This window comes from Mycolicibacterium austroafricanum (genome assembly GCF_000612725.1).
GTDB classification, from domain to species: Bacteria; Actinomycetota; Actinomycetes; order Mycobacteriales; family Mycobacteriaceae; genus Mycobacterium; species Mycobacterium austroafricanum.
On the sequence record NZ_HG964462.1, the window covers coordinates 14,747 to 37,411 of the forward strand.

The 22,665-nt window shown below is 66.6% G+C and carries 24 protein-coding genes; 10 read left to right on the top strand and 14 right to left on the bottom strand.

Annotated elements, in window-relative coordinates; translation table 11 throughout:
- Nucleotides 1-75 precede the first annotated feature (75 nt).
- Nucleotides 76-1,494 (top strand): sensor histidine kinase, encoded by a 1,419-nt coding sequence (locus BN976_RS30610; protein ID WP_109489697.1) that lies wholly within the window; start codon nucleotides 76-78, stop codon nucleotides 1,492-1,494.
- On the opposite strand, the gene BN976_RS30615 is transcribed toward BN976_RS30610, so the two are convergent.
- The gene (locus tag BN976_RS30615) at nucleotides 1,477-1,881 is read right to left on the bottom strand and encodes an HIT family protein (protein WP_036377498.1); all 405 of its coding nucleotides are present in this window, start codon (nucleotides 1,879-1,881) and stop codon (nucleotides 1,477-1,479) included. The two genes, BN976_RS30610 and BN976_RS30615, sit on opposite strands and share 18 nt — an antisense overlap.
- A gap of 88 nt (nucleotides 1,882-1,969) precedes the next feature.
- Between BN976_RS30615 and BN976_RS30620 the strand changes: the two genes are divergently transcribed.
- Complete coding sequence (locus BN976_RS30620) at nucleotides 1,970-3,619, top strand: long-chain-fatty-acid--CoA ligase (RefSeq protein WP_011782313.1); 1,650 nt, start codon at nucleotides 1,970-1,972, stop codon at nucleotides 3,617-3,619.
- Here the strand turns inward: BN976_RS30620 and BN976_RS30625 are convergent.
- Nucleotides 3,605-4,369 (bottom strand): SDR family NAD(P)-dependent oxidoreductase, encoded by a 765-nt coding sequence (locus BN976_RS30625; RefSeq protein WP_011782312.1) that lies wholly within the window; start codon nucleotides 4,367-4,369, stop codon nucleotides 3,605-3,607. The genes BN976_RS30620 and BN976_RS30625 overlap by 15 nt on opposite strands.
- On the bottom strand, nucleotides 4,366-5,646 hold the full coding sequence (locus BN976_RS30630; protein WP_011782311.1) for a cytochrome P450: 1,281 nt from the start codon (nucleotides 5,644-5,646) through the stop codon (nucleotides 4,366-4,368). Before BN976_RS30630 ends, BN976_RS30625 begins: the two co-directional genes overlap by 4 nt.
- 114 nt (nucleotides 5,647-5,760) lie before the next feature.
- Between BN976_RS30630 and BN976_RS30635 the strand changes: the two genes are divergently transcribed.
- From BN976_RS30635 to BN976_RS30645, 3 genes are all read left to right on the top strand, one after another.
- Complete coding sequence (locus tag BN976_RS30635; RefSeq protein WP_011782310.1) at nucleotides 5,761-6,351, top strand: TetR/AcrR family transcriptional regulator; 591 nt, start codon at nucleotides 5,761-5,763, stop codon at nucleotides 6,349-6,351.
- A 75-nt stretch (nucleotides 6,352-6,426) separates the two neighbouring features.
- The gene (locus BN976_RS30640; protein WP_011782309.1) at nucleotides 6,427-7,266 is read left to right on the top strand and encodes a mycofactocin-coupled SDR family oxidoreductase; all 840 of its coding nucleotides are present in this window, start codon (nucleotides 6,427-6,429) and stop codon (nucleotides 7,264-7,266) included.
- A 6-nt stretch (nucleotides 7,267-7,272) separates the two neighbouring features.
- Entirely contained in the window at nucleotides 7,273-8,193 is a 921-nt protein-coding gene (locus BN976_RS30645; RefSeq protein WP_011782308.1) for a TIGR03619 family F420-dependent LLM class oxidoreductase, read from the top strand.
- Here the strand turns inward: BN976_RS30645 and BN976_RS30650 are convergent, their stop codons facing one another.
- The 9 genes from BN976_RS30650 to BN976_RS30690 all read right to left on the bottom strand — a co-directional run bounded on the left by BN976_RS30650 (nucleotide 8,194) and on the right by BN976_RS30690 (nucleotide 15,556).
- Nucleotides 8,194-9,018, bottom strand: a complete 825-nt coding sequence (locus tag BN976_RS30650; protein WP_011782307.1) for an SDR family NAD(P)-dependent oxidoreductase — start codon at nucleotides 9,016-9,018, stop codon at nucleotides 8,194-8,196. It abuts the gene before it with no gap.
- A 25-nt stretch (nucleotides 9,019-9,043) separates the two neighbouring features.
- The gene (locus tag BN976_RS30655) at nucleotides 9,044-9,475 is read right to left on the bottom strand and encodes a nuclear transport factor 2 family protein (RefSeq protein WP_011782306.1); all 432 of its coding nucleotides are present in this window, start codon (nucleotides 9,473-9,475) and stop codon (nucleotides 9,044-9,046) included.
- An 88-nt stretch (nucleotides 9,476-9,563) separates the two neighbouring features.
- Complete coding sequence (locus BN976_RS30660; protein ID WP_036377336.1) at nucleotides 9,564-10,694, bottom strand: NDMA-dependent alcohol dehydrogenase; 1,131 nt, start codon at nucleotides 10,692-10,694, stop codon at nucleotides 9,564-9,566.
- A gap of 93 nt (nucleotides 10,695-10,787) precedes the next feature.
- Nucleotides 10,788-11,327 carry a nuclear transport factor 2-like protein gene (locus BN976_RS30665; protein ID WP_011782304.1) on the bottom strand — a complete coding sequence of 180 codons (540 nt, stop codon included), beginning with the start codon at nucleotides 11,325-11,327 and terminating at the stop codon, nucleotides 10,788-10,790.
- Between the two features lie 2 nt (nucleotides 11,328-11,329).
- Nucleotides 11,330-11,545, bottom strand: a complete 216-nt coding sequence (locus tag BN976_RS30670) for a ferredoxin Fdx (protein WP_011782303.1) — start codon at nucleotides 11,543-11,545, stop codon at nucleotides 11,330-11,332.
- A 4-nt stretch (nucleotides 11,546-11,549) separates the two neighbouring features.
- Nucleotides 11,550-12,908, bottom strand: coding sequence for a lanosterol 14-alpha demethylase (locus tag BN976_RS30675; RefSeq protein ID WP_036377337.1), 1,359 nt, complete (start codon nucleotides 12,906-12,908; stop codon nucleotides 11,550-11,552).
- The gene (locus BN976_RS30680) at nucleotides 12,905-13,729 is read right to left on the bottom strand and encodes an SDR family oxidoreductase (protein ID WP_011782301.1); all 825 of its coding nucleotides are present in this window, start codon (nucleotides 13,727-13,729) and stop codon (nucleotides 12,905-12,907) included. Before BN976_RS30680 ends, BN976_RS30675 begins: the two co-directional genes overlap by 4 nt.
- Nucleotides 13,729-14,937 (bottom strand): cytochrome P450, encoded by a 1,209-nt coding sequence (locus BN976_RS30685; RefSeq protein WP_011782300.1) that lies wholly within the window; start codon nucleotides 14,935-14,937, stop codon nucleotides 13,729-13,731. Before BN976_RS30685 ends, BN976_RS30680 begins: the two co-directional genes overlap by 1 nt.
- Before the next feature lie 22 nt (nucleotides 14,938-14,959).
- A complete protein-coding gene (locus tag BN976_RS30690) occupies nucleotides 14,960-15,556 on the bottom strand; it encodes a TetR/AcrR family transcriptional regulator (protein ID WP_036377339.1) in 597 nt (198 codons plus the stop codon).
- Nucleotides 15,557-15,731: 175 nt separating this feature from the next.
- On the opposite strand from BN976_RS30690, the gene BN976_RS30695 reads away from it, so the two are divergent.
- The 5 genes from BN976_RS30695 to BN976_RS30715 are packed head-to-tail and all read left to right on the top strand — an operon-like array spanning nucleotide 15,732 to nucleotide 20,526.
- A complete protein-coding gene (locus BN976_RS30695) occupies nucleotides 15,732-17,201 on the top strand; it encodes an aldehyde dehydrogenase (protein ID WP_036377340.1) in 1,470 nt (489 codons plus the stop codon).
- Between the two features lie 11 nt (nucleotides 17,202-17,212).
- Entirely contained in the window at nucleotides 17,213-17,977 is a 765-nt protein-coding gene (locus BN976_RS30700; RefSeq protein WP_036377342.1) for an SDR family oxidoreductase, read from the top strand.
- Nucleotides 17,974-18,846 (top strand): NAD(P)-dependent oxidoreductase, encoded by an 873-nt coding sequence (locus BN976_RS30705; protein ID WP_036377345.1) that lies wholly within the window; start codon nucleotides 17,974-17,976, stop codon nucleotides 18,844-18,846. The genes BN976_RS30700 and BN976_RS30705 overlap by 4 nt, the downstream gene beginning before the upstream one ends.
- A gap of 5 nt (nucleotides 18,847-18,851) precedes the next feature.
- Entirely contained in the window at nucleotides 18,852-19,310 is a 459-nt protein-coding gene (locus BN976_RS30710; protein WP_011782295.1) for a carboxymuconolactone decarboxylase family protein, read from the top strand.
- The gene (locus tag BN976_RS30715; protein WP_036377347.1) at nucleotides 19,294-20,526 is read left to right on the top strand and encodes a hypothetical protein; all 1,233 of its coding nucleotides are present in this window, start codon (nucleotides 19,294-19,296) and stop codon (nucleotides 20,524-20,526) included. The genes BN976_RS30710 and BN976_RS30715 overlap by 17 nt, the downstream gene beginning before the upstream one ends.
- A gap of 30 nt (nucleotides 20,527-20,556) precedes the next feature.
- Here BN976_RS30715 and BN976_RS30720 read toward each other — a convergent pair whose 3' ends face one another.
- Both BN976_RS30720 and BN976_RS30725 read right to left on the bottom strand, forming a co-directional pair.
- Entirely contained in the window at nucleotides 20,557-21,150 is a 594-nt protein-coding gene (locus BN976_RS30720; RefSeq protein ID WP_036377502.1) for a TetR/AcrR family transcriptional regulator, read from the bottom strand.
- 166 nt (nucleotides 21,151-21,316) lie between these two features.
- Entirely contained in the window at nucleotides 21,317-22,549 is a 1,233-nt protein-coding gene (locus BN976_RS30725; RefSeq protein ID WP_036377351.1) for a cytochrome P450, read from the bottom strand.
- Between the last annotated feature and the right edge of the window lie 116 nt (nucleotides 22,550-22,665).

Here is a 22,665-nt window from a genome sequence, read left to right on the forward strand (position 1 = left end):
CCGACCCTGAACAATGGTGGAGTGCCGGGTCGCATCAGGCGGGGCGTTCCGCTCCGCGTAGGACTTGTCGCTGCCATGCTGCTGCTGGTGGCTTGCGGCCTGCTGGCCTCCGGGATCGCGGTGACGACGATCATGCAGCACAGCCTGATGAACCGCGTCGACGACACCCTGCTCGACGCGTCCCGCGGCTGGGCGCAGGTGCCCCGCCGGGTGCTGACGGTTCCGATGGAAGGGCCCAACCCGGCCCGCCCGCCGTCGGATTTCTACGTCCGCGCCGTCGACCCCGACGGGCACGTCTGGATGGAGGTCAACGACCGCGAAGCCGAACCGGCACTGCCCGAGGACAACGACGTCGGATCCGAGCCGGTGACCGTCGCCTCGGTCGATCACTCGCATGTGCAGTGGCGCGCGATGACGGTGCGGGGACTGAGCGGTGAGCTCACCACCGTGGCCATCGACCTGTCCGACGTGAAGTCGACAGTGCGCTCGCTGGTGTACACGCAGGCCGGTTTCGGTGTGGCCGTGCTTGTCGTGCTCGGCATCGCCGGATACGCCGTCGTGCACCGCAGCCTGCGGCCGCTGTCGGAGGTGGAGCAGACCGCCGCCGCGATCGCGGCGGGCCAACTGGACCGTCGCGTCCCGGAACGCGACCCGCGCACGGAGGTCGGCCGGCTGTCATTGGCCCTCAACGGGATGCTCGCCCAGATTCAGCGTGCGATGGCGTCCTCGGAAGCGTCGGCCGAACAGGCCCGGACTTCCGAGGACAGGATGCGCCGTTTCATCACAGACGCCAGCCACGAGCTGCGCACCCCGCTGACGACGATCCGCGGATTCGCCGAGCTGTACCGGCAGGGCGCGGCCCGCGACGTCGAGATGCTGATGAGCCGCATCGAGAGCGAGTCACGACGGATGGGCCTACTCGTCGAGGACCTGCTACTGCTGGCCCGGCTCGACGCGCAGCGTCCGCTCGACCGGCACCGGGTCGATCTGCTGACGCTGGCCACCGACGCGGTGCACGACGCGCAGTCGATCGCCCCCAAGCGCAGCATCAAAATGGAGGTGTTCGACGGCCCCGGTACGCCGGAGGTACTCGGTGACGAGCCCCGGCTGCGGCAGGTGCTGTCCAATCTGGTGGCCAACGCGTTGCAGCACACGCCCGAGACAGCCGCCGTCACCGTGCGGGTCGGCACCGACGGCAACGATGCGGTCGTGGAGGTCTGCGACGAGGGGCCGGGCATGCGTCCGGAGGACGCCCAACGGGTGTTCGAGCGGTTCTACCGGACGGATACATCGCGGGCGCGGGCCAGCGGCGGCACCGGTCTGGGTCTGTCCATCGTCGACTCGCTGGTGTACGCGCACGGCGGCCGGGTCAGCGTGACCACCGCGCCCGGTCAGGGCTCCCGGTTCCGGGTCAGTTTGCCGCGGATCGCCGACGCCGGCCCCGACGCCGGCCCCGACGCGGAAGTGCCGGTGAGTTCAGCTCAACTCGGCTAGCGCGGCCTTGATCCTGGCCTGTGCCTCGTCGAGCGACTCCGGCGACGGGTTCCTGTCGACGTTGGCGAACCCGAAGTCCGACAGGTTGCGGGCGGGGAACACATGCACGTGCAGGTGCGGCACTTCCAGTCCGGCGATGATGACCCCGGAGCGCTCGGTGTCGAATGCCTTGCAGACGGCCTTGCCGATCAGCTGCGACACCTCCATGACGCGGGCGAACTCGGCGGGGTCGATGTCCTGCCAGTTGTCGATCGCCTCGCGCGGCACCACCAGCGTGTGCCCCTGCGTCATCGGCTCGATCGTCAGGAACGCGACGACGTCGTCGTCCTCGTAGACGAATCGCCCGGGCAGCTCGCGGTTGATGATCCTGGTGAAGACAGTCGCCATGCCGTCGAGCATTCCAGCCGGCGGATTCGGCGCGCAACAGCACCGCAAGTGGCGCCCAAGCGTCCCCGATTCGCTCTAGCCTGGCCTGATGTTCGGATTGATGCAGGACCGGCCGTTGATGATCTCCTCGTTGATCGAGCACGCGGCCGCCTTCCACGGTGACACCGAGATCGTGTCGCGGCTGCCCGAGGGCCCGGTGCGGCGCACCACCTGGCGCGAGATCAACGAGCATTCCAAACAGGTCGCCAACGCGCTGGCCGAGTTGGGCATCGAACAGGGCGACCGGGTGGCCACGCTGGCGTGGAACAGCGACCGCCACCTCGCGCTCTATTTCGGTGTGTCGGGATCGGGAGCGGTGATGCACACGGTCAACCCCCGGCTGTTCCCCGAACAGATCGCCTACATCGTCAACCACGCCGAGGACCGGGTGCTGTTCTTCGACATCACCTTCGCGCCACTGGTCGCTCAGCTCGCCGGGGAACTGGGCACGGTCGAAACGTTCGTCGCCATGACCGATCGGGACCACATGCCCGACATTCCGCAGATCCCCGACGGGCGGCTGCGGTGTTGGGACGACTTCATCGGCGGCCAGTCCACCGCCTTCGACTGGCCGGAGTTCGACGAACGCAGTGCGTCCTCGCTCTGTTACACCTCGGGAACCACCGGAAATCCGAAAGGCGTTCTCTACTCACATCGTTCGACGATGCTGCACACCCTGATGATCGCCGCCCGGGACGCGATCGACATCCACAGTGGGTCGGTGATCCTGCTGGTGGTGCCGATGTTCCACGCCAACGCGTGGGGTACCCCTTACACCGCGGCGATGGTGGGGGCCAAGCTCGTGATGCCGGGGCCCCACCTCGACGGCCAGTCGGTCTACGAGTTGATGAAGGCAGAGGGCGTCAACCAGAGCCAGGGCGTACCGACCGTGTGGATGATGCTGTTCTCCTATCTCGACGAGCACCCCGAGATCGACGCGCACGAACTCGGACTTCGTGTCGCCGGCACCGGCGGGGCAGCCCTTCCGTTGTCGATGATCGAGAGGTTCCACCGCGATTTCGGCGCTGAGTCGATGCAGGGCTGGGGAATGACCGAGACGAGCCCGCTGTGTGTGGTCGGCAGGCTGCTGCCCAAGCACGAAGGGCTCAGCGACGCCGAGAAGAACCAGATCAGACTCAAGCAGGGCCGCGGTGTGTGGGGTGTCGACCTCAAGATCGTCGACGACGACGGCAACCGATTGCCCTGGGACGGAAAGGCGTTCGGCGAGGTGTGGGTGCGTGGCCCGTGGATCGCCAGCGGCTACTTCAGGGGTGAGGGCGGCGAGAAGCTCGACGCGGAGGGCTTCTTCCCGACCGGGGACGTCGCCACGATCGATCCCGACGGCTACCTGCAGCTGGTCGACCGCGCCAAGGACGTCATCAAATCCGGTGGCGAGTGGGTCAGTTCGATCGACCTGGAGAACGCCGCCCTGGGGCATCCCGCCGTCGCCGAAGCCGCCGTGATCGGGGTGCCGCACCCGAAATGGCAGGAACGCCCCCTGCTGATCGTGGTTCTCCGCAAGGGGCACCACGCAACTCGCGAGGACATCCTGGAATATCTGGCGGGCGAGGTCGTCAAGTGGTGGCTACCCGACGACGTGGTGTTCGTCGACGAGCTGCCACACACCGCGACCGGCAAGGTGCTCAAACTCAAGCTCCGCGAGCAGTACCGCGACCACCGGCTGTCACAGCCCGAATGAGTACCCGCCGTTGACGCAGATGGTCTGGCCGGTGATCCACGATCCGTGGTCGCTCGCCAGCAGCAGCGCCAACTCGGTGACATCGTCGGGTACCCCGGGCCGGCGTATCGCGTAGTTGCGCAGGATCTCTTTGGCCTGTGGGGAATCGCCGTGCTCGGCCCAGAGCGGTTCGGTCAGCGGTGTCCGCATCGTGCCGAGCGAGATGTTGTTGGCGGTGACGTTGAAGCGGCCGTTCTCCAGCGCCACCGACCGCATGAGGCCGGCGGCTCCGGCCTTCGCCGCGCCGTACACCGCGCCGCCGGGATCGCCGGTACGGCCTGCGTCTGACACCACCGTCAGGATGCGGCCCCACGTGTTGGCGATCATCGTCGGCAGGACCGCCCTGGTGCAGTGCAGCACGCCGTAGAGATTGACGCGGAGAAACGAGTCCCAATCGACCGGTTCGGTGTCGGCGAATCTGGCTCTGCCGCCGAATCCTTCGGCGCCGGCGTTACCCGCGTTGTTCACCAGGACGTCGACGGGCCCGGTGGCCGCCACCGCGGTGACCACCGACGCGTAGTCGCAGACGTCGAACGGAGCCGGGGTCGCCGAACCACCGGCGGCGCGGATTTCGTCGACGACGTTTTCGCTGCGTTCCCGGTGGAGGTCGTTGACGAGCACCTCGGCGCCGGCGGCGCCGAACGCAAGAGCCAGCCCGCGACCGACGCCCTGGCCTGCCCCGGTGATGAGTACCCGACGGCCGGATGTCATGTGGCGGCGGTGAACTCGATGTTCAGCTGGCTCAGGCCGCGCAGCAGGAACGTGGGGTCGTAGGCGAAGTGATGTTGCCCGGCGGGTCCGTGGACGGACTCGTCGAGGTGGATCTCGTCGGTCCGATCGAGCCACCGGCGGACGGTGATCTGGCCCTCGACCCGGGCCAGCGGTGCGCCGGCACAGGTGTGGATGCCGCGGCCGAACGCGATGTGCTCGCGGACGTTCTTACGCTCCGGACGGAACTCGTGGGGATCTTCGAACTTGCGTGGATCCCGGTTGGCCGCCCCCAGGCACAGCATCACGATCGTGCCCGCCTTCAGGTGCACCCCGCCGAGCGTGGTGGTCTTGCGGACCAGGCGGAAGTCGACCTTGGTCGGTGCGTTCATCCGCAGCGACTCCTCGATGAACGTCGGGATGCGGTCGGGGTGCGCGCGCAGAATCCGTTGATATTCAGGCTGTTCCGCCAGCGTCTTGACAGCCGCGCTGAGCAGCTTCGTGACCGTCTCCTGCCCGGCGGCGAACAGGAACGTCGCCGGCTTGACCACCTCGATGAGCTCCGGGGTCGACCCGTCGGGATACACGGCGGTCGCCATGCCCGACAGCACGTCACCGCGAGGCTCGCGCCGCCGCTCCGCGAGATAGCCGGCGAACTTGTCGTCCAGGTACTGCAGCGGGTCGAGCCCGACCGGTTCCCCGTCGAGCGCGCCCACGCGGGCCCCGTCCGGCTGCTCGGCGCCCAGGGCCGCCAGGAACTCCGGCCGGTCCTCCTCCGGAACCCCCAGAAGGTCGATGATCGCCGACGTGGCAAACGGTTTGGCGTACTCGGACAGGAACTCGCACCGGCCCTTGCCGATGACCTGGTCGATCTGGCTGTCGACCAGCTGCCACATATAGTCCTCGTTCTCCTTGAGGCGCCGTGGCGTCAGGAGTTTGTTGAGGAGTGACCGGGCCCGTTCGTGCGCGGGCGGATCCATCACGACCAGGTGCTCGTGGATCGGGAACAGGTGCCGGTGCGCCTCGATCTGCTCGGTGATGTCGTCGCCCTCGGGGGTGAACGGCAACGGCGGGAAAGGCCCGCCGATCGCGTTCACCGCGGAGAACGAATCGTGATCCTTGAACGCGGCGAGCACCTCCTGGTACCCGGTGACGGCGACGACGCCGTAGTGCGGTTCGCGGTACACCGGGTTCTGCTCGCGCAGGTGGTCCCAATAGGGATGGGGGTCCTGGCTGAGCGCGTAATCGGAGAAGAAGTCCGCCGATGCGAGGTCGGTCATCAGGGGCAGCCGTCCTTTCGCTTGCCTGATCGATCGATCAGACTGCTAGAATGCGCCATGCTTACCACGGTGTTCGACGCACGGTCAAGCAACGACCGCACGGACGGTCGCTGAATGGCGGCCTCGCCCAAAGGCCGTGGCAGCGATCCGAACGCGCGCCAGCGGCTGATCGAGGCGACGGCGAGAGTCATGCGCGACGAGGGCTACGCCGCGGCGACGTCGAGGCGGGTGGCGGCTGAGGCCGGCGTCAAACAGGCCCTGGTCTATTACTACTTCCCGACGATGGACGACCTCTTCGTAGAGGTGCTGCGCGCCGGAGGAGAAAGCGCGCTGGAACACATGCGCGCCGCGCTGACCAACGACGATCCGCTGCACGCGCTCTGGTTGATCAACAACGACGCCAGCAGAACCGGGCTGAACACCGAGTTCATGGCGTTGGCCAATCACCGCAAGGCGATTCGTGTCGAACTGCGGGCGTACGCCGAGCGGGTGCGTGACATCGAGACCGCGGCGGTCACCGTGGCGCTGCGCGCCAACGGCGTCGACCTCGACGAACACCCGCCGGTGGTGATCTCGATGCTGATCGCCCAGGTCGCCCGCAGCCTGTGCAACGAGGTCGCGGTCGGGGTCACGCTGGGGCACGACGAGATGCGCGCGTACGTGGAACGCCAACTGAAGTTGCTGGCTCCGGTGACCGGTGGTTGACAGTCACGGCGATCGGTGTCACGCTCCTGATCGATCGACAAGGAGTCGGTCCCAGGGCTGAAATCGAGGTGGCACATGGGCGGTCGGGTCGAGGGCAAAGTCGCGTTCATCACGGGTGCGGCGCGCGGTCAGGGGCGCAGCCACGCGGTGCGCCTCGCCGAGGAGGGCGCCGACATCATCGCGATCGACGTGTGCGGGCCGATCAGCACCCACACCGACATCCCGGCGGCCACACCGGACGATCTGGCCCAGACCGTGGATCTGGTGAAGGGAATCGGCCGCCGGGTGGTCGCTGCCGAAGTGGACGTGCGCGACTACGCCGCGGTGAAGGCGGCGGTGGACTCCGGGGTGGAGCAGCTGGGCCGGCTCGACATCGTGGTGGCCAACGCCGGCATCGGCAACGGCGGGCAGACGCTGGACCACACCAGCGAAGAAGACTGGAACGACATGATCGACGTCAACCTCTCGGGCGTCTGGAAGTCCGTGAAAGCCGCTGTGCCGCATCTTCTCTCCGGCGGCCGCGGCGGATCGATCATCCTCACCAGCTCGGTCGGCGGCCTCAAGCCGTACGCGCATACGGGTCACTACATCGCCGCCAAGCACGGCGTGATCGGGCTGATGCGCACCTTCGCCGTCGAACTGGGCCAGCATTCGATCCGGGTCAACGCGGTCTGCCCCACCAACGTCAACACCCCGCTGTTCATGAACGAGGGCACGATGAAGCTCTTCCGCCCGGACCTGGAGAACCCGGGCCCCGACGATCTGGCCGTCGCCGCGCAGTTCATGCACGTCCTGCCGGTCGGCTGGGTCGAGCCCGTCGACATCAGCAACGCCGTGCTGTTCCTGGCTTCGGACGAGGCCCGCTACATCACCGGCCTGCCGGTCACCGTGGACGCCGGCAGCATGCTCAAATAGTCGGATATGCGACTCGTCTTCGCGCTTCCCCACATGCTGCGCCTGCCGGCGATGTCGCAGCCGTGGGAAGCCTCGGTGACCGGCGCCGACCAGACCCGGATGGCCAGGTGTGCCGATCAATGGGGCTACGACATGATCGCGGTCCCAGAGCATTTCGTGATCCCGGCCGAGCACGTGGAACTGTCGGGCCCGCACTATCTGCAGTCCACGGTGGCTCAGGCCTATCTGGCCGGGGCGACCGAGAGGATCCGGCTGAACTCGTGCATCACCGTGCTGCCGCTGCAGCATCCCGTCGTGCTGGCCAAGGCGCTGGCGACCGCGGACTGGATGAGCGGGGGCCGGATGATGGTGACGTTCGGCGTCGGATGGCTGCAGGGCGAGTTCGAGGCGCTCGGGGTCCCGTTCCGGGAACGCGGGCGAATGGCCGACGAGTACCTGGCGGTGATCAAGGAGCTGTGGACCAGCGACGCGCCGAGCTTCGAGGGGAAGTACGTCTCGTTCCGTGAGGTCGCGTTCGAACCCAAACCCGTGCAGAAGCCGCACCTGCCCATCTGGATCGGTGGCGACGCCGACGCGGCGCTGCGCCGGGCCGCTAAGTACGCCTCCGGGTGGTGGTCGTTTCTGACACCTCCCGAGAAGCTCGCCGAGCGACTGGATTTCATCAAATCCCAGCCCGATTACGACGGACGACCGTTCGACGTCGTGCACGGTCTCGGCACCAACCGGGTGGGGGAGGGGCACGTCGCACAGCACGACCCCGACGCGCGTCCGGGGATGAGCGCGGCCGAGATCGTGGACCGGCTCAGCTGGCTCGGCGCACAGGGCGTCACGGTCAGCGCGGTGCCCATCCCGAAGGTTCGCGGGGTCGAGGAGTATCTCGACTATGCGCAGTGGGTGATCGAGGAGATCAAACCGCAGGTGCCGTGATCAGCCGACCTGCGCGGCGATCTCCTCGACTGTCCAGGGCGGCTCGTCGTGGTGGCCGCGGTAGGCCACTAGCGCTGGAGTCTGCCGGTCGAAGCGACCGACGAATCCTCCTGCGGCGATGAAGATCTGGCCGGTGATGTGGTTGGCCAGGTCACTGACCAGGTAGGCGTATGTCGGCGCCGCATATTCCGGCGGGGCCGCGTCGAGCGCACCCTGGTAGCTGACGTCGTCGAGCATTCCGCGACGGTTGAGCTCGGCGATGTGCGATTCGTAGTCGCTGCCGGTGGACAGGCGCGTTTTCGCCCCAGGGCACACCACGTTGGCGCGGATGCCGTGCTCCTTGAGCTCGGCGGCGATCGCCAGCGTGAGGCTGTTGACGGCACCCTTGCCCGCCGCGTACCCGGTGCCGCCGTAGTCGCCGAGGAACGCGAACGAGCTGGTGTTGACGATCGCGCCGGAGCCCTGGCGCGCCATCAGGGGAGCAGCTGCCCGGCAGGTCTGGAAGGCGGTGCCCAGATGGGCGTCGATCAGCTCCTGGAACTGGGCCGGAGTGACATTCAGGATCGACGAGCCGACGGGTTCGGCGGTGCCCGCGCAGTTGACCAGGATGTCGATCCGGCCGAATTCGCGCACGCACGTGTCGATCAGCGCGTCGGCGACGTCCGGGTCCGACGGCGACCCGGAGAATCCGATGGCGCGCGGGATGCGTTCGGCCGCTTGGCCCGCCGCCACCTCGTCGCGACCGTTGACCACCACGCCGGCGCCCAGCGCCGCGAGCAGTTCGGCGACCGCAAGGCCGACCCCGCGCGTGCCACCGACGACCACCGCGCCGCGGTCCGCGAGCAGATCGCTAATCCGCGCTTTCCTTTTGCGAGAACGTCATCGCGTCCATGTTCCAGTAACCGCGCAGGTTGGTGATCAGGCCGGCGTCGTTCACGCGATAGGTGAACACTCCGCGCACGGTGGCCACGAAACCGTTCGGGAACGTCGTCTCCAGCACCAGGATGTAGGCGATCTCCGTCGGACTGCTCGACGGGAAGGTCTCCTCGCAGGTGACACGCAACTGGTTCGGCCCGATGTTGGTGTCGAAGAACGCCGCAACCGCGTCCTTGCCCCGCACACCCGTGCCGTCGGGGTTGGTGACGGCCTCACCGATGGGGTCTTCGAGGACGACGTCGTCGGCCATCAGGGCCAGCCAGCCCTCGCGGTCACCGGACTGTACGCAGCGCCACGAGTTCCGTGACGCTGCGACGACCGGTGTCAGGTCCGTGGTCTCGGTCATGCGATTCCTGCCTTCGCCGAAATTGCATTCCAGCAGGGCTCTACTCGAACTTTGCCTGCTGGAATGCAATTTCGCGGGTCCATGAGGGTTACCGGTCGGCGTCGGTGTAGCGGATGACGCCGCGGATGTTCTTGCCCTCGAGCATGTCCTTGTAGCCTTCGTTGATCTGCTCGAGCTTGTACTGCCGGGTCACCATGTCGTCGAGGTTGAGCCGGCCCGCCTTGTATATCGACAGCAGCTGGGGGATGTCGTGGTGCGGGTTGCCGCCGCCGAAGATGGTGCCCTGCAGGTTCTTCTGCAGCAGGGTCAGCATCGACAGGTTCATCGTCACCTCGGAGCTGGCCATGTTGGCCACGGCGGTGACCACGCAGGTGCCGCCCTTGGCGGTGATGTTGAGATAGTTGTCGATCTCTTCGCCGTGGAGCTCACCGGTGGTGATGATGGTCTTGGAGGCCATCCGGCCCTGGGTGACCTCGGCGACGCCGGCCATCGCGGAGAAGATGTCGGGGTAGGCGTGGGTGGCACCGAACTTGAGCGCCTGGTCGCGCTTCCACTCCACCGGATCGATCGCGAAGATGGTTCGCGCGCCGGCGTTCAGCGCGCCTTGCAGCGCACCCATTCCGACACCGCCGATGCCGGCGATGACGACGTCGTCGCCCGGCCGGACGTTGGCACTGCGCACCGCCGAGCCGTACCCGGTGGTCACGCCGCAGCCGACCAGGCAGGCCACCTCGAACGGAATGGACGGATCGATCTTCACCACAGAGCTCTTGTGCACCACCATGTACGGGCTGAACGTGCCGAGCAGGGTCATCGGGATGACCGGGGTGCCGTCCTTGGCGTGGATGCGGTGCGTGTTGTCGGAGACCGCGGTGCCCTGCAGCAGCATCGCGCCCAGGTCGCAGAGGTTGCGCATGCCGGCCTGACAGGACGGGCAGGAGCCACACGACGGGATGAACGACAGCACCACGTGGTCGCCCGGCTCAAGGCCCTCCACTCCGGGGCCGACCTCGGTGACGACGCCGGCGCCCTCGTGGCCGCCCAGCACGGGGAAGCCCGCCATCGGGATGTCGCCGGTGACCAGATGGTGGTCCGAATGGCACATGCCGGAGGCTTCCATCTGGATCTTGACCTCGTCCTTGACGGGGTCGCCGATCTCGATCTCTTCAATCGTCCAAGGCTGATTGAATTCCCAGATCAGAGCGCCTTTGGTCTTCATATCTCCTGCTTTCGACTAGAGCCCCTGGTGACCAGACTAGAGGCTCTAGTTAGCCACATCACAGGGCCCCCAAGCAACCGCTTGGTGGTGTGCTCACCAGATCGGAACCGGCGCCTCGCCGATCGGGTAGTAACCGGGAAGTCTCTCGCCTGCCAGCGACCGCTCGATGCGCTTCTGCATGGTGGGGGTCAGGTCTCCCGACTCGATCAGCTTCATGAACGCCTTCTGCACATGGCCGAAGTCGAAGAAGTCCCGCTGCCACTCGATCAGCAGCTGGTCGTTGAGCCGGAACCAGCTGCCGCCGATGCCGTAGATCTCGTCGCGGGTGCCGTCGCCCTTGTTGGCGATCTGCTTCCAGAAGCCGACGATCTCGTTCTGCTTCTCGTCGATCAGCGTCTTCTGGTACTCGTAGACCCAGTTCTCCAGGCCTTCCATCTCCAGGCCCAGCGCGACGTCGCGGATCTCCTGCTTGTTGACGCACATGACGTCTTCCTTGGGGCCGATGTTCCAGCCGTAGGTCGCGTCTTCGGTGTAGAACTCCGCCAGCGGCTTCCAGTCGCCGGCGGCTTCGGCATCCTGATTGGCCTTGAGCCAACGCTGGACCCAGTCCTCCAGTTGCTCTCGTGACGCCATTCTCACTCCTTTTCGATGATGGTCAGTGCTCGGGTCGGGCACATCTCGACAGCCAGCTCGACGGCTTCGCGGAGCTCGTCCGGGGGTTCGGGATCGGTGATCTCGACGACGCCGCGTTTGGGCACCCTGAACACGTCGGGGGCCTCCAGCTCGCACATGGCGTGGCCCTGGCACAGGTCCTCGTCGACATGGACTCTGTACCCGCGGTTTCCGCTCATTCCCTCAGTCCCTCACTCGCCTGCGGTAGCGGACCTTCGCCGGGCGGGCCAGCTGGACCACCATCTTCGAGTGGTCGTTCTGGTAGCTCTCCGGCGGCTGCGCCATCTCGAACTCGTACTCGCGCAACAGCACCGAGAAGATCGCCTTGATCTGCATCTGGGCGAACGCGGCGCCGACGCAGCGGTGCTTACCGGCGCCGAACGGGATCCACGTCCATCGGTTGATCAGGTCCTCCTGCCGCGGCTTCTCGTAGCGGTCCGGGTCGAAGTCGTCCGGGTTCGGGAAGTCCTCGGGGATCCGGTTGGAGATCGCCGGCGACGCCGCAACCATCTGCCCCTTGTGGATCGGGTAGCCCGCCACCTCGAACTCGTCCTGGGCGACCCGCATCAGGATGATCAGCGGAGGATGAAGCCGCAACGTCTCCTTGAGCGCGTTGTCGAGGTTCGGAATCTGGCGCAGCGCATGGAAACTCACCTCCTGGCCGTCGGCGTAGAGGTCGTCGAGTTCCTGCTGGACCTTGGCGTAGAACTCCGGGTGGCGCAGCAGCTCGATCAGCGTCCACGACGAGGTGCCCGAGCTGGTGTGGTGCCCGGCGAACATCAGCGAGATGAACATCCCGGTGATCTCGTTGGCGGTGAAGCGCGGGTTGCCGTCCTCGTCCTTGATCGACACCAGCACGTCGAGCATGTCGCGATCGCTCTTGTCCTTGGGCGGGTTGGCGATTCGGCCGTGCATCACGTCCTGGACGAGCTCGACGAGCCCGGCCCTGGCCTCGTCGCGGATGCGGAAGCTCTCGATCGGCAGGTACGGGTCGACGTAACAGAGCGGATCGGTGCCGCGCTCGAGCAGGTGGTAGTAGTTGGCGAACCGGGAGTCGAGCTGATTACGGAACTTCAGCCCGATCAGGCAGGCCGTCGACGTGTAGATCGTCAGCTCGGCGAAGAACTCCAGCAGATCGATTTCCCCGCTCTCGCCCCACCCCTCGATCATCTTGCGGACTTCGGCCTCGATCGTGGTGGCGTGGCCCTTCATGTGCTCGCCGCGCAGCGCGGTGTTGTGCAGCATCTCGGCGCGGCGCTCGGGATCGGCGTCGAACACCACGCCCTCGCCGAAGATCGGCGTCATGAACGGGTACGCCTCGGCCTGGTTGAGTTCACTGTCGCTGGAACGGAAGAAGAACTCGTTGGCTTCGGCGCCCGAGAGCAGGATCACCTGCTTGTCGGCGAGCTGGAACCAGCCGACGTCACCGCACTCCTCGCGGACACGCTTCATCAGACCGATGGGGTCGGTGCGGAACTCCTCCAGGTGGCCGTGTTCCTCTTCTCCGCCGGAGACCCGCGGCACTTCTTTGACAGCGGTCATGAATTCAGGGCCTCCTTATCGACCTTCAGTTGTTGACGGTCTTTGACCGAGGCGAGCGGAGCTTCTGGCTGCAGTTCCATGCTCGCGATGAATCCGCCGCGCGGGGTCTCGGCGACGAACGTGATGGCGCGGGCCAGATCGGCCGCGCGCAGGAAGTAGTCGTGTCGGGCCTGACCCCATTTGGCCCAGTCCTCCAGCGCGGGCCCGATCAGCTCGGCCGGAAGGCTCCAGCCCATCGCGGTCTTCGTCGGGCCGGGATGCACGATCGAGGCCCGCACCCCGGTGCCCTCCAACTCCATCTGGTAGTTGGTGACCATCGCGACCAGCGCGGCCTTCGCGGCACCGTAGGCGCCCATGTGCGGGCGCTGGCGCAGCGCCACATCGGATCCCACGAAGATCAGGTCGCCGCGCCGGCGCTCGATCATTCCCGGCAGCACCGCGGTGGCCACCCGGTTCGCGCCGATCAGGTGGATCTGGATCTGGGACTCGAACTCCTCGGTACTGATCGCGTCGAGCTTGCCGAAGTAGGTGTCTCCGGCGCCGGCCACGAGGACCTCGATCTCACCCAGCTCCACCGTCGTCTGCTCCACGGCCGATTTCACCGAGTCAGGATCGGTGACGTCGAGGTGGACGGCGATGGCCTCACCGCCGTCGGCGCGGATCTTGTCGACGATCTCCTGGCACTTCTCCACCCGCCGGGCTCCCAGGGCCACCGGAAAGCCGTGTGCGGCAAGCGCGATGGCGGTGGCTTCGCCGATTCCGGACGAAGCACCGGCCACCAGTGCGGGCCGACGGTCGGGCAGAGGGTCAAAACGAGGCATCAGCGGATCTCCACACGTATCGGAAGGTGAGCGAATCCGCGGACGTTGCTGGAGTGGACGCGGACGGCGTTGGCCTCGTCGACCTCATACCCGCGGATTCGCTTGAACAACTCGGCGAGCGCCACACGCGCCTCCATGCGCGCCAGGTGCGCACCGAGGCAGAAGTGGGCGCCACTGCCGAAACTCATCAGCTTCGAGCCGATCTCGCGTCCGATGACGTAGTCGTCGGGGTTCTCGAAGACCCGCTCGTCGCGGTGCGCCGATCCGGGGAGCAGCAGCACCACATCACCGTCGGGGATCGTGGTGTCGTAGAGCGTCAGCTCGCCGGACACGGTGCGGGCCAGGATCTGGCTGGAGGTGTCGAACCGCAGCGTCTCCTCCACCCACAGCGGCACCCGCGCGAGGTCCTGGTAGACGGAGGTGAGCTGGTCCGGGTTGCGGTGGCCCCAGAACGCGGCGTTGGCAAGGAGTTTCGTGGTCGTCTCGTTGCCGGCGATGACCATCAGGAACATGAAGCCGATGATCTCGTCGTCGGTGAGCCGGTCACCGTCGATCTCGGCTTCCAGTAGTGCCGATGTCAGATCGTCGGTCAGCTTCTTGCGACGCTCGGCGACCATCTCCTGGTAGTAGACGATCAGGTTGAGCGACGCCTCGATCGCCGAGTCGGGAACGTCGGTGACGCCGTCGTCGCGGTGCATCACCGCATCCGCCCACGCCCGCACCTGAACCCGGTCGGCGTCGGGTACACCCATCAACTCGGAGATCACGTCCATGGGCAGCTTGCCGGCGAACTCGTCCACGTAATCAACAGCGTCGCCGGTCGTCGCCTGCTCCAGCATCGCGTCCAGGTGCGTGACGGCGATCTCGGTGACGCGCGGCTCGAGTTCGCGGATGCGCCGCGGGGTGAAGCCCTTCGAGACCAGGGTGCGCAGCCGCAGGTGGGCCGGGTCGTCCATGGCCAGAAACGACATCGTTTTGGATGCGTGCGGACCGCGGGACGCCGGGTCGAGGGAGACACCGAACTTGTTCGACAAGGTGGTGCTGTTGCGGAAGCCCTTGAGTACGTCGGCATGCCGCGACAGCGCCCAGAACCCGAGTTCTTCGTTGCGGTACAGCGGTGCCTCGTCGCGCAGCCGCTTGTAGTACGGATACGGATCCTCGTGGAAGTCGTAGTTGTACGGGTCAAGCCGCACTTCGCTGATTGTCATCTGTCTTCTCCGACGCTCAGGTTCATTTATCGTCTCCGACGATGAGGCCGACCACGTAACTCAAGCGGTCGGCGATCTGGTGGTAGGTGAAGGCGCCGCTGCCGGCATTGACCAGAGCGCCGAAGAACGTCATTTCCAGTGCGGCCAGCGTGCGGGGATCGGGATCGGGGCCGACCGCCGCGCGGATGCGCCGGTGTATCTCGGCACCTATGCGTTCGCGCACGGTGCGTACCGCGGCGTCGTTGCCCGACAGCAGCGCGGTGGTGCAGGCCGCGGCGACCTCGGGCTCGTCGGCGATCATCAGGGCCATGCTGCGCAAAGTCTTCTCCACGCGGACGGTGGTGCTGTCGTTGACGTCGGTGAAGTAGTCGACCTTCGTTATCAGGCTCAGGTAGATCTCGGCGATCAGATGGTTCTTCGACGAGAAGTAGGTGTAGGCGGTTGCCGGGGCCACCTTGGCCCGTGCCGCCACCGCCCGCACCGTCAGGTCGGCGTACGACGACTCGCGCAGCATCTCCAGCCCGGCGGCGAGGACCTTGCGAAAGGTCTCCTCCTGCCGGCGGTTACGTGGCGGGTTCCCCGGCTCTTCGGTGAGCTGGGCAACAGCATCGCTGGACACATGTCCAAGTTATCGGAACATGCGGGCCGCAGGCAAGCAGGAGATCGAAGTAGCAGTTCACTGTAGGTAAAGCGGCGGTGAACGCCCCGAGTCCTTGCCTGGCGCCGAGGTCTGCGGCTATGGTTCGGAGGAACTCTGTCGGACAGTTGTCCAGAAACCAGATACAGGAGGTCGGATGGCAATCCTGGCCGATCGCGAAAGCCGTCTGCTCATCGACGGCAAGCTCGTCGCCGGCAGCTCGGGGACGTTCACCACCGTCAACCCCGCCACGGAGGAGACGCTCGGTGTGGCCGCGGATGCGAGCGCCGAGGACATGAGCGCCGCCATCGGCGCCGCCCGGCGCAGCTTCGACGAGACGGACTGGGCGACCAACACCGACCTGAGGGTGCGTTGCATCCGCCAGCTGCAGCAGGCGATGCGTGACCATGTCGAAGAGCTGCGGGAGCTGACCATCGCCGAGGTCGGCGCCCCGCGGATGCTCACCTCCGCCGCCCAACTCGAGGGCCCCGTCGAAGATCTGAGCTTCTGCGCCGACACCGCCGAGTCCTACGCGTGGACCACCGACCTCGGCATCGCCTCACCGATGGGTATCAAGACCCACCGCACGATCGCGCGGGAGGCCGTCGGCGTCGTCGGCGCGATCACCCCGTGGAACTTCCCCCACCAGATCAACCTGGCCAAGATCGGTCCGGCGCTGGCCGCGGGAAACACGTTGGTGCTCAAGCCCGCTCCCGACACGCCATGGGCGGCAGCGGTGCTCGGTGAGCTGATCGCCGAGCACACCGATTTTCCGGCAGGCGTCATCAACATCGTCACCTCCAGCGACCACGGCGTGGGCGCGCTGCTGTCGAAAGACCCGCGGGTGGACATGGTGTCGTTCACCGGCTCGACCAATACGGGACGCGCCGTGATGGCCGACGGTGCGGCGACGCTGAAGAAGGTGTTCCTCGAACTCGGCGGCAAGTCCGCGTTTCTCGTCCTCGACGACGCCGACCTCGCGGGCGCCTGCTCGATGGCGGCATTCACCGCGTCGATGCACGCCGGGCAGGGATGCGCGATCACCACACGTCTGGTGGTGCCGCGCGACCGCTACGACGAGGCCGTCGAGGCGGCCGCCGCCACCATGGGCGGGCTGAAGGCCGGCGACCCGACGAAGCCGGGTACGGTGTGCGGTCCGCTGATCTCGGAGCGTCAGCGCGAACGCGTGCAGGGCTATCTGGATTCGGCCATCGCCGAGGGCGGCAGATTCGCCTGCGGCGGTGGACGTCCCGCCGACCGCGACACCGGGTTCTTCATCGACCCGACCGTGATCGCCGGCCTGGACAACAACGCCAAGGTCGCCCGCGAGGAGATCTTCGGGCCGGTGCTCACCGTCATCGCACACGACGGTGACGACGACGCCGTGCGAATCGCGAACGACTCGCCGTACGGCCTGTCGGGCACCGTGTTCTCCGCCGACCCGGAGCGCGCGGCGGGCATCGCCGCCCGGATGCGGGTGGGCACCGTCAACGTCAACGGAGGTGTCTGGTACTCCGCGGACATGCCGTTCGGGGGTTACAAGCAATCCGGCATCGGCCGGGAGATGGGGCTCGCCGGTTTCGAGGAGTACCTCGAGATCAAGGCGATTGCCACGGCAGCGAACTAAAGGAGACATCAGTGGGTCTGTATGGCGATCAGTTCAAGGAGAAGGTGGCCATCGTCACCGGCGCCGGTGGCGGCATCGGTCAGGCGTACGCCGAGGCGCTGGCCCGGGAGGGTGCCGCCGTCGTCGTCGCCGACATCAACACCGAAGGCGCACAGAAGGTCGCCGACGGCATCAAGGGTGAAGGCGGGAACGCGCTCGCCGTCCGGGTCGACGTGTCCGACCCGGAATCGGCCAAAGAGATGGCCGCACAGACACTCTCGGAGTTCGGCGGCATCGACTACCTGGTCAACAACGCCGCGATCTTCGGTGGGATGAAGCTCGACTTCCTCATCACCGTCGACTGGGATTACTACAAGAAGTTCATGAGCGTGAACATGGACGGCGCGCTGGTGTGCACCCGCGCGGTCTACCGCAAGATGGCCAAGCGTGGCGGCGGCGCCATCGTCAACCAGTCGTCGACCGCGGCGTGGCTGTACTCGAACTTCTACGGGTTGGCCAAGGTCGGCATCAACGGCCTGACCCAGCAGTTGGCGACCGAACTCGGCGGGCAGAACATCCGCGTCAACGCGATCGCGCCCGGGCCCATCGACACCGAGGCCAACCGCACCACCACGCCGCAGGAGATGGTCGCCGACATCGTCAAGGGAATCCCGCTGTCCAGGATGGGCGAACCCGAAGACCTGGTCGGCATGCTGCTGTTCCTGCTGTCGGACCAGGCGAAGTGGATCACCGGTCAGATCTTCAACGTCGACGGCGGACAGATCATTCGGTCATGAGTGAGCGCGCCGACGAACTGCGGGTGGGCTACATCGGTCTCGGCAACCAGGGTGCACCGATGGCCAAGCGCCTGGTCGACTGGCCCGGCGGGTTGATCGTCTTCGATGTCCGCACCGAGGCGATGACGCCGCTGGCCGAGATCGGAGCCACGCTGGCCGACAGCGTGGCCGACGTCGCGAAGGCCGACGTGATCAGCGTGACGGTGCTCAACGACGCGCAGGTGCGCGACGTGGTCGGTGAACTCGCCGCACACGCCGAGCCGGGGACCGTCATCGCGATCCATTCCACGATCGAACCCGACACGGCCCCCGAGCTGGCCGAGCAGCTGCGGCCCAAAGGTATTCACATTGTCGACGCCCCGGTCAGCGGTGGTGCGGGGGCGGCCGACAAGGGTGAGCTGGCGGTGATGGTCGGCGCCGACGAGCACGCCTACGACAGGGTCAAGCCGGTCTTCAAGCAATGGGCGTCCATGGTGGTCCGCGCCGGTGAGCCGGGGGCGGGCACCCGGATGAAGCTGGCCCGCAACATGCTGACGTTCGTCGGCTTCACCGCGGCGTGTGAGGCGATGCGACTGGCCGAGGCCGCCGGTATCGATCTGCAGAAGCTGGGCCGGGTGGTGCGGCACAGCGACGCGCAGAGCGGTGGACCGGGCGCGATCATGGTGCGCGACGACATGTTGCCGCTCGCGCCCGAACACTTCCTGTACGACATGTTCGTCCACACCCGGGGGCTGGGTGAGAAGGATCTGCGGCTGGCGCTGGGGCTCGGGGAGTCCACCGGCGTGGAACTGCCGCTGGCCGAGATCGCGTTGCGCGACCTGGCTGCCGGACTCGGTGTGCCTCATACGACTTCGACTACAGAGGAGTAGACCCGATGAGTACTGACGAGCTGCGGCGCAAGGGCCTCGAGAAGATGAACGAGGTCTATGGCTGGGAGATGCCCGACGTCCAGGGCGACCCCTATTACGACCTGACCGTCGAGCACCTCTTCGGGTCCATCTGGACCCGTCCCGGGCTCTCCATGCGGGACAAGCGGATGATGACTCTCACCGTGGTGACCGCACTGGGTAACTCGGATCTGGCCGAGATCCAGGTGAACGCAGCACTGCACAACGAAGAACTGACCGAGCACGAACTCAAGGAGATGGCCGTCTTCCTCACCCACTACCTCGGATTCCCGTTGGGCTCCAAGCTCGACGGTGTGGTCTCCAAGGTGGCGAAGCAGCGAAAGAAGGCCGCCGAGAGGGGCGAAGGCGAGAACAAGAAGGCGAACGTCAACGCCGCGGTGCAGATGCACTCCGGAGGCAAGGTCCATGATGACCACGACCAGTAGGTATGCCGCGCTGTCGCGCGCGGAGCTGGCCACCCTGGTCCCGGAGCTGCTGCTCATCGGTCAGTTGATCGATCGATCCGGAATGGCTTGGTGCATCAGCAAGTTCGGCCGCGAGGAGATGCTGCAGATCGCGATCGAGGAGTGGGCGGGCTCCAGCCCCCTCTACACCAAGCGGATGCAGAAGGCGCTCAACTACGAGGGCGTCGACGTCATCACGGTTTTCAAGGGGCTGCAGCTGGACATCGGCGCGCCCCCGCAGTTCATGGATTTCCGCTACACGGTGCACGACCGCTGGCACGGCGAGTTCCACCTCGACCACTGCGGGGCGCTGCTCGACGTGGAACCGATGGGCGAGGACTACGTCCGCGGAATGTGCCACGACATCGAGGATCCGACGTTCGACGCCACCGCGTTGGCCACCAACCGCAAGTGCCAGGTGCGGCCCATCCACCGCCCGCCCAGGGCGCCCGCCGACCGGCACCCGCACTGTGCGTGGACGGTGATCATCGACGAGTCCTACCCCGAGGTCGACTTCGTTCCGCAGCTGGAGATCGTCGCCGCCAGCCGCGCGTACAACACCGAGCTGGCTCCCATCGACCCGAGCGACGAGGGCCTGGCCGACTATTCGGGCCCGCTGTTGTCCGACGTCGACTTCGGAGCGTTCTCACACTCGGCGCTGGTGCGCATCGCCGACGAAGTGTGCCTACAGATGCATCTGCTGGTGCTGTCCTACAACCTCGCCGTCCGTGCCCGGGCCAACGGCGATGCGGCGCTGGAGGAGTCGATCCGCTACAAGTCGCTGATCGGTATCGCCGGGGTCGCGGCCGAGCGCATCAAGAACGCGCTGGGCATCTCCGCCGACGCCACGGGCGCGCTGCGGGTACTGGAACTGCACCCGCTGATGAATCCGGCCGCGTACGTGTCGGTGGACGTCGACCCGGACTTCCTGCATGTGCGGCGCTCACCGGCGTATGAGGACGGTGCGTGGATCTCGCTGGTGTCCCCGGTCGCCGATCTGCCGCTGCAGGCCATCGCGGCTGCGGTGAACCCGTATCTGCGCGCCGAGGTTTCCGGTACGGAGAGCGACTGGACCGTTCGGGTCGTCGAGACCGACACCGCGGCCAAGGAGCTGCCCGAGGTCGAGGTGTGCAAGTTCAGCGGCGGGGCATCGTGGGAGTTCGAGAACCGGAAGTCGTTGCCGCTGACGGTTGTGTAGCTTTGCGCCGGCGGCGCATCCCGCGCGAATTCAGCGCCGCGGCAGTGCATTGCCGACCCACCGGCGCAGGTAGGTCCGCAACTGCTCACCGTGCCGCGGTGGACGCCCCGGGTCGACGACGAAGGACTGGATGATCCGCAACAGATGCTCGGAGAGCTGGTCGAGATCGGCATCGTCGAAACCTGCGGCAGCCCAGTCGACGTCGAGGCGGCCCACCATGTCGCGCCCGAAGCGCAGCGCGATGTCGGAGGTGACCGACTGCACGTGCGTCGACCTGCCCGGCACCATGATCAGCCCGATGTACTTCTCCCGGGGCAGCCATTCCAGCGCGGTCGCCACTGCCTCGGTGACCGCCTCGGCCGGATCGGTGATACCGGCCATGTGCGCGGTCAGCCGCTCCAGAAAGCCGTCGACCGCGTGGACGGCCGCGGCGACGAGCAGCGCCTCGGTGCTGGGGAAGTACCGGTACACCGTCTGACGGGTGACGCCGACGGTGCGGGCCACGTCGGAGATGCTGAAGTCGGCGCCGCGCTCCTCGATCACCTTCCCCGCGGCGGCGAGGATGCGGGCGACGGCCTCCTCGTCGGAGGCCGGCTTGGCTCCTGACCAACCGTGGGTGCGCACGAGGGAACTGTAGGCCAAGCCCGTCATCGGCCCCTCAACGCGGCCACCGCCTCACCGGTCACAGGTACCCCTGGTTTTCAGGCAAAGTGCGAGTAGACCGCTGCCAAAGGTGGATACCCGGGGCGGGCGATAACCAAGTGACACGGCGCCGGCGAACCTGGCGGGACTACCTGTAGGCGACCTGCAGGTTCTTGACGCCGTTGATCCACCCGGAGCGCAGCCGCTGCGGCTCGGCCAGCTTCGAGATGTCGGGGATCTGGTCGGCGATCTCGTTGAACATCAGCTTGATCTCCATGCGGGCCAGGTTGGCGCCGATGCAGAAGTGCGCGCCGTTGCCACCGAAGGCCAAGTGCGGGTTGGGGTCCCGCAGGATGTCGAAATCAAAGGGCCGGTCGAAGACGTCTTCGTCGAAGTTCGCCGAGCTGTAGAACAGGCCGACGCGCTGACCCTCGGCGATCGTCACACCGCCCACCTCGACATCCTCGAGCGCGGTGCGCTGGAAGCAGTGCACCGGGGTGGCCCACCGGATGATCTCGTCGATGGCCGTTTCGGGCCGTTCGCGCTTGAACAACTCCCATTGAGCGGGGTTGTCGAAGAACGCGTTCATGCCGTGGGTCATCGCGTTGCGGGTGGTCTCGTTGCCTGCCACCGCCAGCAGGATGACGAAGAACGCGAACTCGACCTCGCCGAGGGACTCGCCGTCGATGTCGGCCTGGACGAGCCGGGTGACGATGTCGTCGGCGGGGCAGCGGCGCCGTTCCTCGGCCATGGAATACGCGTAGCCCATCAACTCGGCGTTGGCCATCGTCGGGTCGGCGTCGAATTCCGGGTCGTCGGTGTTCATGATGGCGTTCGTCCAGTGGAACAGCTTCTCGCGGTCCTCCTCCGGGACCCCGATGAGGTCGGCGATGGCCTGGAGCGGGAGCATCATCGCCACGTCGTCGACGAAATCGCCGCTGTCCCTCTCCGCGGCACCGCGCACGATCTCGCGTGCGGCGTCGGCGAGCCTGTCCTCCATGCCCGCGATCGCCCGCGGCGTGAACAGCCGCGACACGATCTTGCGCAGCCGGGTGTGCTCGGGTGCATCGTGGTTGATCAGTAGTGCCTTGGTCAGGTCCAGTTGTTCGGCGGTGACCCCGTCGGGCAGGCGCATCACCGCGCCCTTGGCGTTGGTGGACCACTGCGTGCTGTTACGCGAGATCGCCTTGACGTCCTCGTGACGCGAGATCACCCAGTAGCCGCCGTCGTCGAAGATCGAATCCGCCTGCTCGTTCCACCACACCGGTGCGGTCCGGCGCAGCTCGGCGAACTCCGTGACCGGGATGCCCTTGAGCAGCACATCGGGGTCGGTGAAGTCATACCCCTGGGGCAGGAAGGGACAGCTCTGGGTCGCGGTCATGGGGTGGCCTCCTGGTGTGACATGCGGCACTTTCCTCTGACCATACACCTAGTGATCCAAATGTATGGCCGACGAGGTTCGGAGCCGGCCCACCGGTGCTACTAGGGTGTGCATCT

What these genes read in the sequence shown, in the direction of transcription:
- BN976_RS30610 (WP_109489697.1), top strand. Translation starts at nt 76, where the DNA reads ATGCTGCTGCTGGTGGCTTGCGGCCTGCTGGCCTCCGGGATCGCGGTG.
- BN976_RS30615 (WP_036377498.1), bottom strand. Translation starts at nt 1,881, where the DNA reads ATGGCGACTGTCTTCACCAGGATCATCAACCGCGAGCTGCCCGGGCGA.
- BN976_RS30620 (WP_011782313.1), top strand. Translation starts at nt 1,970, where the DNA reads ATGTTCGGATTGATGCAGGACCGGCCGTTGATGATCTCCTCGTTGATC.
- BN976_RS30625 (WP_011782312.1), bottom strand. Translation starts at nt 4,369, where the DNA reads ATGACATCCGGCCGTCGGGTACTCATCACCGGGGCAGGCCAGGGCGTC.
- BN976_RS30630 (WP_011782311.1), bottom strand. Translation starts at nt 5,646, where the DNA reads ATGACCGACCTCGCATCGGCGGACTTCTTCTCCGATTACGCGCTCAGC.
- BN976_RS30635 (WP_011782310.1), top strand. Translation starts at nt 5,761, where the DNA reads ATGGCGGCCTCGCCCAAAGGCCGTGGCAGCGATCCGAACGCGCGCCAG.
- BN976_RS30640 (WP_011782309.1), top strand. Translation starts at nt 6,427, where the DNA reads ATGGGCGGTCGGGTCGAGGGCAAAGTCGCGTTCATCACGGGTGCGGCG.
- BN976_RS30645 (WP_011782308.1), top strand. Translation starts at nt 7,273, where the DNA reads ATGCGACTCGTCTTCGCGCTTCCCCACATGCTGCGCCTGCCGGCGATG.
- BN976_RS30655 (WP_011782306.1), bottom strand. Translation starts at nt 9,475, where the DNA reads ATGACCGAGACCACGGACCTGACACCGGTCGTCGCAGCGTCACGGAAC.
- BN976_RS30660 (WP_036377336.1), bottom strand. Translation starts at nt 10,694, where the DNA reads ATGAAGACCAAAGGCGCTCTGATCTGGGAATTCAATCAGCCTTGGACG.
- BN976_RS30665 (WP_011782304.1), bottom strand. Translation starts at nt 11,327, where the DNA reads ATGGCGTCACGAGAGCAACTGGAGGACTGGGTCCAGCGTTGGCTCAAG.
- BN976_RS30670 (WP_011782303.1), bottom strand. Translation starts at nt 11,545, where the DNA reads ATGAGCGGAAACCGCGGGTACAGAGTCCATGTCGACGAGGACCTGTGC.
- BN976_RS30675 (WP_036377337.1), bottom strand. Translation starts at nt 12,908, where the DNA reads ATGACCGCTGTCAAAGAAGTGCCGCGGGTCTCCGGCGGAGAAGAGGAA.
- BN976_RS30680 (WP_011782301.1), bottom strand. Translation starts at nt 13,729, where the DNA reads ATGCCTCGTTTTGACCCTCTGCCCGACCGTCGGCCCGCACTGGTGGCC.
- BN976_RS30685 (WP_011782300.1), bottom strand. Translation starts at nt 14,937, where the DNA reads ATGACAATCAGCGAAGTGCGGCTTGACCCGTACAACTACGACTTCCAC.
- BN976_RS30695 (WP_036377340.1), top strand. Translation starts at nt 15,732, where the DNA reads ATGGCAATCCTGGCCGATCGCGAAAGCCGTCTGCTCATCGACGGCAAG.
- BN976_RS30705 (WP_036377345.1), top strand. Translation starts at nt 17,974, where the DNA reads ATGAGTGAGCGCGCCGACGAACTGCGGGTGGGCTACATCGGTCTCGGC.
- BN976_RS30710 (WP_011782295.1), top strand. Translation starts at nt 18,852, where the DNA reads ATGAGTACTGACGAGCTGCGGCGCAAGGGCCTCGAGAAGATGAACGAG.
- BN976_RS30715 (WP_036377347.1), top strand. Translation starts at nt 19,294, where the DNA reads ATGACCACGACCAGTAGGTATGCCGCGCTGTCGCGCGCGGAGCTGGCC.
- BN976_RS30725 (WP_036377351.1), bottom strand. Translation starts at nt 22,549, where the DNA reads ATGACCGCGACCCAGAGCTGTCCCTTCCTGCCCCAGGGGTATGACTTC.